Genomic DNA, 12,723 nt, shown 5'->3' on the forward strand with positions numbered 1-12,723 from the left:
TTACCTTAGCAAAAATGCCGAGCAAGAAGTGAGCGTGAAACTGGGGCTGGATTATCAAAAAGACGACACCACCACTTCTATTAATTATGAACGTATTCAATCGACTAACAATAAAGCGCATAGTTACGGTATTGAAGGTACGGTTCAATGGAAGTTTTGATGTGAGTTTATAAAAAAGGCCAGCCAAAATTCCCAGTACAATTTATAAAGCCCATAAAATAGCACCTTTTTACTCAAAAAATCGTCAAATAAGACCCCTGCATTAACCTAGCGTGATTTAGGGAAGGCAATAGATGTCTTACCTACGGACACAGACTTAAATAAAGTTGATGTTTGGTTTCAAGATGAAACTAGGATTGGGCAACAAGGTTCTATTACCAGAATATGGGCAGAAAAAGGCACTAGACCTAGGGCAGTTCGTCAGCAGCAATTTGAATACGGATATATTTTTGGTGCTGTATGTCCAGCTAAAGATAAAGCGCTAGGGCTAATGCTACCCGTTGCCAATACTGCAGGCATGATAGAACATTTAAGATTAATATCTCAAGCTACAGCAAAAGATAGACAGGCTTTAGTGATTGTAGATAGGGCGGGATGGCATATGACGAAAGCAATTCGTTGTTTTAGCAATGTTACATTATTACCATTACCGCCTTATTCTCCAGAACTGAATCCAGTAGAGCAACTATGGCAACAGATTAAACAAAGATTCTTGTCAAATACCACATTCCAAAATTATGATGATATTATTGAAAGATCTTGTCAGGCTTGGAATGAAATACTAAGTGAGAATGGTTTTATTAAAAATTTGTGTAGTAGAGAGTGGAGTTTTTTGGTTTAGTTGTTTTTTGAATTTGGTATAAGTGCAATACTGCTTTATTTAAAAATTATCCATTGCTTGATTGGCTAATAAATCCGCCATATCATTACCTTTATCACCACTATGACCCTTAACCCAAAACCATGAGACCTGATGCTTTTGATTAAGATCATCTAATTTTTGCCATAAATCCACATTTTTAACAGGTTTTTTTGCCGCTGTTTTCCAATTTTTTTTCTTCCATCCAGCAATCCATTGGGTTATCCCATTCATCACATATTTTGAGTCGGTATATAAATCAATGTGGATACTGCTTGATTTAATTTCTTCCAACGCCTTAATGGCAGCCATGAGTTCCATGCGATTATTAGTGGTGTCTTGCTCTGCACCATTGAGTTTCTTCGAATGTTTGCCATAGCGTAACCACACCCCCCAACCGCCGATACCTGGGTTGCCTCGGCAACCGCCATCTGTATATATAATTATTTTATCCATCGATATTTATTTGTAGCCAATATTCTAATAATGCCAAATGCCATAGGCGTGAGCCATTTAATGCAGTCATATAATTTTCAGGTCTGTCAATTACTTTTTTGACAAATTTTTGGTTAAATACGCCACGATTTTTGCAGGCACTTGAGGTAAGAATATCACTCATAAAATCCAAAAACTCACCTTGCACATATTTCAGTGCTGGCATCGGAAAATAACCTTTTTTGCGGTTAATCACACTGTCAGGCAACAATCCACGGGCAATATATTTAAGAGGATGCTTGCCCTTTTCTGCCATTTTCAAACTCGGTGGCATACTCAGTGCATGCTCAACCAATTGCGTATCCATAAAGGGTACGCGTGCTTCTAAACCCCATGCCATGGTCATATTATCCACGCGTTTAACGGGGTCATCGACAATCAAGCGGGTAATATCAGTACGAAAAACTTTGTCCATAAATTCATCTGCATTAGCTTTGGAAAATTCTTTATTAAGCCATTTCTGAGTGTGATTACCTGTGTGGTATTTGGCATTCACGGTTTGTAAATATTCTTCATACGGTCTATCAACATAATGTTTGGCAAAGCGCTCAAATTCACCACCTGATTCACTTTGCATACGCGGATACCAAAAATATCCAGCAAAAGCCTCATCAGCACCTTGACCTGATAACACCACTTTAATATGTTTTGACACTTGTTCGGATAACAAATAAAATGCCACTGCATCCTGCCCTACCATTGGCTCCGCCATATTTGCCACTGCTTCTCCTAAGCGTGGCAATACCTGTGAATTACTCACTATATACTGCTCATGCTTAGTCTTGAATTTCTTAACAATTTGGTCAGAATATTCAAACTCTGAGCCACTCTCATCATCAATATCTTCAAAACCAATTGAAAAAGTACGAATATCTGAGTGCCCTGCCTCATGCAAAAGTCCAACCAATAACGAAGAATCCAGCCCACCTGAAAGCAGCACACCAATTGGCACATCGGCTGCCAGCATTCTTTTATCAACAGCTTTAATCAGCAATTCATGCGTTTTTTCCAAATATTCGTCATCTGTCAAACCTGTTCTTTGTGCTTTTGGTTGCCAATACTGTTTTTCAACAATCTTGCCCTTGCTATCAATACTTAAAGTGGTGGCTGGTTTAACTTTGTTAATACCATTTAAAATGGTATTTGGTGCCGGTACAACACCGTGCAAGGATAATTGTTGTTGTAGTGCTATTGAATTAATACGGGTATCTGCACCAATCACACTCAAAGCTTGTGTGTTAGAAGCAAAACTAAAGGCTTGATTTGTCAGATTAAAATACAATGGCTTAATCCCCATTCTATCGCGTGCAATAAACAATTTTTTGCCGTCCCAAATACAAAAGGCAAACATACCATCTAAGTGCAAGACACAATCTTTACCCCAAAAATGATAAGCCTTGAGAATAACTTCGGTATCAGCAGTAGAGAAAAATCTGTAACCTCGTTTGATTAAATCTTGACGCAAAGACTGATAATTATAAATCGTACCATTAAACACCAAGCTCAGACCTAAAGTATCATCCACCATCGGTTGATGTGCATGATTAGACAAGTCAATGATACTCAAGCGTTGATGTCCAAACCCTATATTTTTATTAAGCCAAATACCACTATCATCAGGACCACGACGGGCAATTTTTTGCCTCATTATTTCTAAGTCTTGCGACTTAACCGCTTGGTTATCAAATCTTAATTGACCACAAATACCACACATATTAAAGTTATAGAGAATGTAAAATAGCCTATTTTATCAAGTTATTGACTATCAGTAATGACTCAAACACAAACACTTTACGACAAATTAATGAATGCACATGTGGTGCGTGAAGAACAAAGCACTGCGCTTATTTATATTGATAGGCAACTTATTCACGAAGTTACTTCTCCTCAAGCCTTTGAAGGCTTAGCAATGGCGGGTAGAAAACCGTGGCGATTACAAGCAAATTTGGCGGTACCTGATCATAATGTACCAACCACAAATCGCTCATCAGGTGTAAGCGGCATTACAGACCCTGTGTCTAAATTACAAATTCAAACGCTGGATAAAAACTGCAAAACATTCGGCATTAATGAAATACCCATGAACGATATCCGTCAAGGCATTGTGCATGTGGTTGGCCCTGAACAAGGTGCCACGCTACCAGGAATGAGCATTGTTTGTGGTGATTCGCACACTTCTACACATGGTGCACTGGGTGCTTTAGCCTTTGGCATTGGCACTTCGGAAGTAGAACATGTTTTAGCCACAGGTTGCCTGTGGCAATCTAGGTCAAAAAACCTCAAGATTGAAATCAATGGTGAATTAGACAAACATGTTAGCGCTAAAGATGTGGCACTTTATATCATCGGAAAAATCGGTACTGCCGGTGGCACAGGCTATGCCATTGAGTTTTCAGGTAGCACCATTCAAAGTCTATCAATTGAAGGCAGAATGACCCTATGCAACATGGCAATTGAGGCGGGCAGTCGTTGTGGTATGGTAGCAGTTGACAACAAAACCATTGACTATGTCAAAGATAAACCTCTTGCCCCAACAGGAAAAGAATGGGATAAGGCGGTTAAATATTGGAACACGCTACGCTCGGATGAGGGCGCACATTTTGACAAAACATTAAGTTTCAAAGCCAGTGATATTAAGCCCCAAGTTACTTGGGGCACTTCGCCTGAAATGGTGGTTGCCATTGATGAAAGTGTACCAAACCCAAACAATGCCAAAGACGAAGTGCAAAAAACCAGCTGGAAAAACGCACTGGATTACACACAACTTAAAGCCGATACTAAAATTTCAGACATTAAAATCGACAAAGTTTTTATTGGCTCCTGCACCAACTCTCGTATTGAAGATTTACGCATTGCCGCTGAAGTTGCCAAAGGCAAACATATTGCCAGCAACATCAAACTTGCCTTGGTTGTGCCTGGCTCTGGTTTGATTAAAAAACAAGCTGAAGACGAGGGCTTGGACAAAATTTTTACCAATGCAGGATTTGAATGGCGCGAAGCCGGCTGCTCAATGTGCCTAGCCATGAACGCCGATAAACTAGAAGCAGGAGAAAGGTGTGCCAGTACCTCAAACCGTAACTTTGAAGGTCGCCAAGGTCAGGGCTCATTTACCCATTTAGTCAGCCCTGCCATTGCTGCTGCCAGTGCGATTGCGGGTCATTTTTCAAATATTTAAGGAGTAAAATCATGTCATTTCTTACGATGGAACCCAGCAATCAGACTTTTAAAGCTTTAATGGGTAACGGCGTTAAATATAATGTACCGCGTTTTCAAAGAGATTACTCATGGGATCAAGAGCAATGGGAAGACTTGTGGGAAGATATTGAGAATTTACAAGAAGAAGAGCATTATATGGGCTATATTGTTCTTCAGCGCAATGAAGGGGATAAAAACAATTTTTCAATCATTGATGGGCAACAGCGACTGATTACCTTGTCTTTATTTGTATTGGCAGCCATGAGTGGGATTCAAACGCTGATTAAGGAAAATACAGACAGTGAGAATAACGAGATAAGGCTAACAGGTTTGAGAAGTGATTTTATTGGCACGCTAAGCAGAACAACACTTATGCCTTATAACAAACTCACCTTGAACAGAAATAACAACGTTAAATTTAAAACTCTAACTGAAGATTTAGCGCCACTTAAAAGGAGAAATCTAACCAAAACAGATAAATTAATGTCAAATTGTTTTGAGTTTTTTTGTAAAAAAATAACAAAAAAATCTGGCTCTGATGTTGTAGGTTTTATTGAAAAAATAACAGACAGCATGTTGTTTACTAAAATTATTGTAGATAACAATTTAAATGCTTACAAAGTTTTTGAAACACTTAATGCGAGAGGCGTTCAACTTTCAACCCCTGATTTGCTTAAAAATTATTTATTTTCACAAGTTGCCAATAACAATCAGCGGACCGTTGATGAGAGTGAACTTAATGATATGGATGAAAAGTGGAGTGCAATCATCGCAGAATTAGGAGAAGGCAATTTTACGGACTTTGTGCGTTATTACCATAATGCGCATTATCCTCTAGTTACCAAGAAAAAATTATTTGCCCATATTAGAAATAACATCCAACAACCGCAAGAAGCTACAGACTATTTAAAAAATCTATCAAAATATAGTCCTGTATACGCAGCACTTAACAATCCAGAAGATGAATTATGGAATGAAGCGGGTTATCCTTCAGTCAAATCCTACCTAAAGGCTTTTAAATTATTCAAGATTAAACAGCCATTTTTGCTGCTATTAACCGCTCATAATAAGTTTAGTGCTGATGAGTTTGTAAAACTTGCCCAATATTTATACATTTTATCCATTCGTTACAATGTCATTATTCACTCTTCTCCCAATGAACAAGAAAAGACTTATAACACATTGGCAATGAAAATTTCAAGTGGAGAATTAAATCGGGCAAGTCACATTAAGAACCAGCCAGAGTTTAAAAACTTGTATCCCGACGATCAAGCGTTCCAATCAGTATTCCAATATCACACTATGCCCAGCCGACAAAGCAATAAAAAAATTCGTTTTCTATTAACAGAAATTGAAAATAAACTGGCAAACACCTCTTCAGATTATAATACTTGGACTTTAGAGCATATTACCCCCTATCATATAACCTCAGAATGGGCAGAATATTACCAAGGACAACACCAGCAAGATGTTGATAAATTAGGCAATATGACTCTATTAACACAGCAAGAAAATAAAGACTGTGGCACTCAACTGTTTGATGAGAAAAAGAATATTTACCAAAAGTCTAACGCCAAACTCTCTCAAAAAATATCTGAATACACAGAATGGAGCAGTGAAACACTTGATCGTCATCAAGGTTGGCTGGCACAACAAGCCGTAAATACTTGGAGCATAAACTATGGATAAATTCACCACACTAACTTCTATTATTGCACCACTTGACCGTGCAAATATTGACACCGATGCAATTATTCCAAAACAGTTTTTAAAATCAATTAAACGCTCGGGTTTTGGGGTGAATTTATTTGATGAGTGGCGTTATTTGGATCACGGCGAAGTGGGAATGGACAATAGTAAACGCCCACTTAATACAGATTTTATTTTAAATAAAGCTGAGTATCAAGGCGCAAAAATACTTTTAGCAAGAGAGAATTTCGGTTGTGGCTCAAGTCGTGAGCATGCGCCTTGGGCATTGGAAGATTATGGATTTAAAGCGATTATCGCACCCAGTTTTGCCGATATTTTTTACAATAATTGCTTTAAAAATGGACTCTTGCCTATTGTGCAAGATAATGATGTGACGGACGAATTATTTGCATTTAGCGACGAAATCACCATTGACCTTGAAATGCAAACTATTCTTGCTAATGGAAAAGCCTACCCCTTTGATATCGATGGCGAACGCAAACGACGCTTAATGAATGGCTTGGACGATATTGACTTAACTTTACAATACGCTAAAGAGATTAAAAACTTTGAAAAAAACTACCTCAAAACTTATTCTTGGCTGTAAGAAGGTTATAATTTAGTCGTTATGATTGGACAATTAACAGGCAAAATTTTAGCAAAAAACCCACCTGAAGTGCTGCTTGAGGTAGGAGGTATTGGCTATGAAGTGCTTTGCCCAATGCCCACTTTTTATGCCATGGAAGATAAAGGCGAACTGACGCTACACACACATTTTCATGTTAAAGAAGATGCCCAAACACTGTATGGCTTTATCTCTAAAGATGAAAAAACCCTATTCAGAGAGTTGATTCGCGTCAATGGTGTTGGGCCCAAAGTGGCATTAGCGATTTTGTCACATCTTGATATTGCCACGCTAATCAGTGCAGTTGCTAATGATGATGATGTATTACTGGCAAAAACCCCAGGTATTGGTAAGAAAACTGCACAAAAGTTAATTGTTGAACTCAAAGATCGTTTGACAAAACTTGAACTCATTGACACCAACAACCAGAATGCCTCATTGAGTAGCAGTAACCCAAATACTGGCAAAGCACTCTCTGCACTACAAGCGCTCGGCTTTAAGGTTAAGGAAGCTGAAAAAATGCTAAATATTATTACCGATCACTCACTGAGCACTGAAGAAATCATCCGTCAAGCATTGAAAAATAAATAACAGTAAAAACCCTTATTTTTTACTAAATTTGGTTATCCAGCTCACAAATTGATAATTCATTAAATAAAGGCACGGCAATAAAATAAGTGTCATTACTGTGCCAAACAACAAGCCATAACCCAACGATAATGCCATTGGCTTCAAGATAAAATCTGTGCCACCGATACCATAAGCCAAAGGAATAATACCTGCCAAAGTGGTTAAACTGGTGAGTATCACCGCACGCAAACGGTCTTTTGCACCTTGAGTAACCCACTCAAGTGCAGGTGTGCTGGCAGATAATTTCTGTTTTAAATAATTAAGATGGACTACCATCACTAAAGAATCATTCACAATCACACCCACCAACGCCAAAGTGCCTAACAATGCAAAGAAACTCAGTGGCTCACTGTGTAAAAAGAACGCCCAAATAACACCAATAACCGAAAAAGGAATGGCACTCAGAACCAATAGTGGCTGAGTGTAAGAATCAAACAACAAAATTAACAAAAAGAAAATGACGAAAATAGCAAAAACAAATGCTTTTAAGAAACTTTGCATTGATTTTTTCGTCTCTTTTGCACCCCCTTCGCTCAAAACTCGAACAGCAGGATATAAATTATCAGCATCAAACTCCTTAAGAACTTGCTTAATAACCACGGCTACACTGGCAATTTCATCATTAATACTGGCACTGATTTTGACCGATCGTTGTCCGTTAAAATGGTTAAAATCAGGCTCACCAACAATATGACGGATACTAGAAAATTGCTTGAGTGGTACAAGTCTAGACTGACGGTTGCTAATTTTAAGCTTGCCAATAACTGCTTCTGACTGTTTAGATTTACCCAGATAAATTCTAAAATTCACATCGGTATCACCATAACGAATATTTGTCACATTGATACCGCCAAAGGTGGCTTTTAAATAGCGATTAACGGTAACAAAATCTACATTCAACCTTGCCATTTTTTCAAAATCTAATACCACTTCGATGCGTGACTTACTCGCCTCATCGTCTCTATCAATGTTATCCACACCCTTTATTTGATTAAGAATTTCAACCAAAGCATTGGCGGCAGTTTGGCGTTGATCATCATTACCACTCACCAACTGAATTTCAATATCTTCTCCTTGTGGTGGTCCAGGGCGACGCACTGAAAAAGTAAGGCTTTCGGCTTCAACAATCTCTGTGGTGCGTGCTTTTAAGCGTTGAAGTTGTGCCTTAACCTGAACTTTTCGCTTACTGCTAGGCACTAAAGCAATGCTAAATTTTGCCACATGAGAAAACGATTGACCCACATTATTGGTTAAAGAATCCAAATCCGTGCCTACCACATCCTGAATTAACGCCTCAACTTTATGACTCACGCTGGCAGTATATTGTAACGAACTGCCTGGTGGCATTTTGAGTTTTGCAGTAATAACATCTGCACCTATTGTTGGAAACAAAGTAAAGTGCATTTGTGTTGCAGCAAAAAAAATTGATGTACCTAACAATACAAGAAATCCTATCACGATTAAATAACGCAGTTTTAAAATCTTCTTAAGTGCCTTTTCAAACCAGTTTTCAATCGCATTAAACCAATGTTTCTTTTGTGGTTTTTCACTCAAACCCGCAAGGTGTGCTGGCAAAGCAATCGTTACTTCTAAAAAAGACAGAACCAAGGCAAAAATGACCACCAGTGGAATAACATAAATAAATTTACCCATTGTCCCTTCCATTAAAAACATAGATGAAAACGCCAAAACTGTGGTCAATATAGTAACAATCACTGGCATAATAACCCGTTTAAAGCCTTTCACAGCAGACTGATATTTATCCCTGCCCATTTGTTTGTAATGATGGATGCTCTCTGCCACAATAATAGAATCATCCACCACAATGCCTAGCACCAAAATCATTGCTGCCAATGATATTAAATTAATCGTCTCGCCTGCCACCCCTAATAACGCCACCGAACCTAATAGCGATACAGGCAAACTCATTGCCACCCAAAACGCCGTTTTTAACGACAAAAATACGCCTAATACTATCAATACTAACAGCAAGCCAATCATGCCGTTGTTGGTGACAATTTTGAGTCGATTGCGCACATATTTAGACTGATCAGAAGAATAAAAGATTTGTATTTGTGGGTATTTTTCCACTTGCAATGGTGCTAGTTTTTTCTTGATTGAATCAACTGTAGTAATAATATCAGCATGTGCTTGTTTACGGATTTTTAAAATAAAACCTTTGGTGGCGTTGATGCGAACAATTGACCTTTCCTCAACATTGCCGTCATTAATACTGGCAATATCCCTTAACCGTACCACCGGACCATCAAAACTCGATTTTATAATCACATCCCCTGCCGCTTGTGCTTGGTCAAATTTTGCCAATACCACAATGGTTTTTTCATTCTTCATATCATTATTACTGCCAACGGTATAACGCTGATTACGCTTTTGAATGGCACTAATAACTTGTGGCAAAGACAATTTATATTGATACAATTTATCGGTATCAATCCGTATTTGAATTTCACGGTCCAAATACCCTTCTTTGCTCACCTCAGAAACCCCATCAACCAGTGCTAATTCATCGGAAATTGCATCAATTTTATGGCGTAACTGGGTAAAAGACAGTGTATTACTATTGATATTGATTTTTAAAATGCTTCGTAATGAACTTTTCATATCCACCACTTTGGGCAAATCTATGACCTCATCGGGTAATGATTTAATTCTATCAACTGCATTTTGAATGTCTTGTTTTAAGGCGCTAACATCATCCACATCAGGCGATAGTGTGACTAAAATAACGGAAAATCCTTGACTAGAAATAGAACTAAATTTTTCAATTCCTATGACACCGCTTAATTCATCTTCAATCGGATTGGTAATATTTTGCTCAACATCTTCAGGAGATGCACCTGGGTAACTTGTGGTAATGGTTATCAATTCAAAGTTAACTGCTGGAAATTGGTCTCTTTGAATATTGTTAAACGCCAATAAACCAACCGCAATAACACTTACTGTAAAAATAAGTGCCAGTTTTTTTTGTTTAACAAAGAAATTAAAGAGGTTACCCATAGTGAATTAGTATACCTTAATAGGTGCTTTTGTATAAATATACAGGATTAGCAAAATTCAATTTTTACCAAATTGACGGCTTTTTCAAACCTTGCCTTAGTGAGATTAAGGTAAAACTTACCCTTCTAAAGAATTGCCAAACATTCCTGGAAAAATCGCCAAGTTGATGCAAAATGAATTCTTGATAATGATTTACACCTTACAAAGACCTTATAAGTTAACTTATTTACGCGCTCTTTTTCTCTCAGTTTCAGTTAATAGGCGCTTACGAATACGCGTATTGTTTGGTGTAACTTCGACCAATTCATCATCATCAATAAACTCTAATGCCTGCTCTAAATCAAGCTTAATTGCCGGCGTAAGAGACACGGCCTCGTCAGTCCCTGAGGCGCGAACATTAGTGAGCTGCTTACCTTTCATCACATTTACCACCAAATCCTTATCGCGCGAGTGAATACCCACCACCATACCTTCATAAATATCGGTATTGTGTTCAACAAAGAATTTGCCTGATTTTTGCAAGTTAAAAATTGCATACGCCACGGCTTGACCTTGTGTCATTGAAATGAGTGAACCGTTATTGCGTTGACCAATTTCTCCCTCTTTTCTTGGTTTGTAAGCATCAAAGGAAGAGTTCATTAAGCCTGTGCCTGTGGTGGCAGTTAAAAATTCTGTTCTAAAACCAATCAAACCGCGTGCAGGAATATTGAAATCTAATTTTACCCTGCCATTGCCATCAGGCACCATATCGCTAAGTTCACCTTTGCGTTCACCGAGTTTTTCCATCACTGTGCCTTGATGCTGGGATTCAACATCAACGCTCAAATTTTCAAACGGTTCACAAATTACCCCATCAATTTCTTTTAAAATAACTTGTGGACGACCCACTGCCAACTCAAACCCTTCACGGCGCATGGTTTCAATCAATATAGATAAATGCAATTCACCTCGACCAGACACCAAGAACTCAGAAGGATCCTCGGTGTTTTCAACCCGTAATGCCACATTGTAAATCAGCTCTTTGTCTAAGCGATCACGAATATTTCTTGAAGTAATGTACTTACCATCCTGCCCTGCAAATGGTGAATCGTTTACCCGAAATGCCATTGATACTGTCGGCTCGTCCACACTAAGAGGTGGCAAAGCTTCAACGGTTTCAACATCACAAATCGTATCTGAAATAGAAATACCTTCAATGCCTGTAACACAAGCAATATTGCCCGCCTCAGCACTATCCGTTTCCACTTTTTCTAACCCCATAAAGCCCATCAAACCAGCAATTTTAGCCTTGCGTTCAGTGCCATCAGCACTCACCACCATCACTTGTTGATTTTTCTTAATGGTGCCACGAGTAATGCGTCCAATACCAATTGCTCCAATAAATGAAGAATAATCCAGTGCTGTAATTTGCATTTGCAAGGGTGCATTTACATCCACCTCTGGCGCTGCTACTTTTGCCACAATGGTTTCAAACATGGGTATCATATCACCTGAGCGTACATCGTCTTCTAAAGACGCGTAGCCATTAATACTTGAGGCGTAAATAATTGGAAAATCTAATTGTTCATCGGTTGCACCCAATTGATCAAATAAATCAAATACTTGGTCAATCACCCAGTCAGGGCGCGCTGCGTCTTTATCAATTTTATTAATCACCACAATTGGATTAAGCCCTTGGTCAAAAGCCTTCTTAGTCACAAAACGCGTTTGTGGCATTGGACCCTCTTGTGCATCTACCAATAGCAAAACTGAATCCACCATTGACAATACACGCTCTACCTCGCCACCAAAGTCGGCGTGTCCCGGTGTGTCAACGATATTAATATGATAATCGTTCCACTTAATCGCCGTATTCTTACTAGAGATAGTAATACCACGCTCTTTTTCCAAATCATTAGAATCCATCATTCTATCACTTGACTCAAAGCGCTCATCAAAAGTCTGCGACTGCTCCAAGAGTTTATCAACCAGTGTCGTTTTTCCATGGTCAACATGGGCAATAATGGCAATATTTCTAAGTTTATCGTTCATTTGATGATATTAAGGTGTTTAAAAAAGACGCTATTATCCCCTAAAGCACTCCCATATTAGCATTAAATGATATGTAATACCAAATTCAAAAAACAACAATACTATAAGTAGTGTATAATAATCATTTTTTTCACCAACAAAACAATGCCAAAAAGAATCCAACTACCTGATGATTTTTATT

At 38.4% G+C, this 12,723-nt stretch carries 9 protein-coding genes; 5 read left to right on the forward strand and 4 right to left on the reverse strand.

Annotation, left to right across the window (positions count from 1 at the left end; genetic code table 11):
- Positions 1-289: 289 nt before the first annotated feature.
- Positions 290-841, forward strand: coding sequence for an IS630 family transposase (locus BBROOKSOX_RS06250; RefSeq protein WP_139660371.1), 552 nt, complete (start codon positions 290-292; stop codon positions 839-841).
- Between the two features lie 39 nt (positions 842-880).
- Here the strand turns inward: BBROOKSOX_RS06250 and rnhA are convergent, their stop codons facing one another.
- Positions 881-1,315, reverse strand: a complete 435-nt coding sequence (rnhA, locus tag BBROOKSOX_RS06255) for a ribonuclease HI (protein ID WP_139660372.1) — start codon at positions 1,313-1,315, stop codon at positions 881-883.
- Positions 1,308-3,068 (reverse strand): N-acetylglutaminylglutamine amidotransferase, encoded by a 1,761-nt coding sequence (locus BBROOKSOX_RS06260; RefSeq protein WP_139660373.1) that lies wholly within the window; start codon positions 3,066-3,068, stop codon positions 1,308-1,310. Before BBROOKSOX_RS06260 ends, rnhA begins: the two co-directional genes overlap by 8 nt.
- Before the next feature lie 57 nt (positions 3,069-3,125).
- Between BBROOKSOX_RS06260 and leuC the strand changes: the two genes are divergently transcribed.
- The 4 genes from leuC to ruvA are packed head-to-tail and all read left to right on the forward strand — an operon-like array spanning position 3,126 to position 7,454.
- Positions 3,126-4,529: a 3-isopropylmalate dehydratase large subunit gene (gene leuC, locus BBROOKSOX_RS06265; protein ID WP_139660374.1), complete on the forward strand. Its 1,404-nt coding sequence runs from the start codon at positions 3,126-3,128 to the stop codon at positions 4,527-4,529.
- Between the two features lie 11 nt (positions 4,530-4,540).
- Positions 4,541-6,238 carry a DUF262 domain-containing protein gene (locus BBROOKSOX_RS06270; RefSeq protein WP_139660375.1) on the forward strand — a complete coding sequence of 566 codons (1,698 nt, stop codon included), beginning with the start codon at positions 4,541-4,543 and terminating at the stop codon, positions 6,236-6,238.
- Positions 6,231-6,845: a 3-isopropylmalate dehydratase small subunit gene (gene leuD, locus BBROOKSOX_RS06275; protein ID WP_139660376.1), complete on the forward strand. Its 615-nt coding sequence runs from the start codon at positions 6,231-6,233 to the stop codon at positions 6,843-6,845. Before BBROOKSOX_RS06270 ends, leuD begins: the two co-directional genes overlap by 8 nt.
- A 21-nt stretch (positions 6,846-6,866) precedes the next feature.
- A complete protein-coding gene (gene ruvA, locus BBROOKSOX_RS06280) occupies positions 6,867-7,454 on the forward strand; it encodes a Holliday junction branch migration protein RuvA (protein ID WP_139660377.1) in 588 nt (195 codons plus the stop codon).
- 12 nt (positions 7,455-7,466) lie between these two features.
- Here the strand turns inward: ruvA and BBROOKSOX_RS06285 are convergent, their stop codons facing one another.
- Entirely contained in the window at positions 7,467-10,511 is a 3,045-nt protein-coding gene (locus BBROOKSOX_RS06285; protein WP_139660378.1) for an efflux RND transporter permease subunit, read from the reverse strand.
- Between the two features lie 222 nt (positions 10,512-10,733).
- Complete coding sequence (gene typA, locus BBROOKSOX_RS06290; protein ID WP_139660379.1) at positions 10,734-12,542, reverse strand: translational GTPase TypA; 1,809 nt, start codon at positions 12,540-12,542, stop codon at positions 10,734-10,736.
- Between the last annotated feature and the right edge of the window lie 181 nt (positions 12,543-12,723).

This window comes from bacterium endosymbiont of Bathymodiolus sp. 5 South, from assembly GCF_900128535.1.
Taxonomy (GTDB): Bacteria; Pseudomonadota; Gammaproteobacteria; order PS1; family Pseudothioglobaceae; genus Thiodubiliella.

Coding starts and splice junctions, on each gene's coding strand:
- rnhA (WP_139660372.1), bottom strand. CDS start 1,315: ATGGATAAAATAATTATATATACAGATGGCGGTTGCCGAGGCAACCCA.
- BBROOKSOX_RS06260 (WP_139660373.1), bottom strand. CDS start 3,068: ATGTGTGGTATTTGTGGTCAATTAAGATTTGATAACCAAGCGGTTAAG.
- leuC (WP_139660374.1), top strand. CDS start 3,126: ATGACTCAAACACAAACACTTTACGACAAATTAATGAATGCACATGTG.
- BBROOKSOX_RS06270 (WP_139660375.1), top strand. CDS start 4,541: ATGTCATTTCTTACGATGGAACCCAGCAATCAGACTTTTAAAGCTTTA.
- leuD (WP_139660376.1), top strand. CDS start 6,231: ATGGATAAATTCACCACACTAACTTCTATTATTGCACCACTTGACCGT.
- ruvA (WP_139660377.1), top strand. CDS start 6,867: ATGATTGGACAATTAACAGGCAAAATTTTAGCAAAAAACCCACCTGAA.
- BBROOKSOX_RS06285 (WP_139660378.1), bottom strand. CDS start 10,511: ATGGGTAACCTCTTTAATTTCTTTGTTAAACAAAAAAAACTGGCACTT.
- typA (WP_139660379.1), bottom strand. CDS start 12,542: ATGAACGATAAACTTAGAAATATTGCCATTATTGCCCATGTTGACCAT.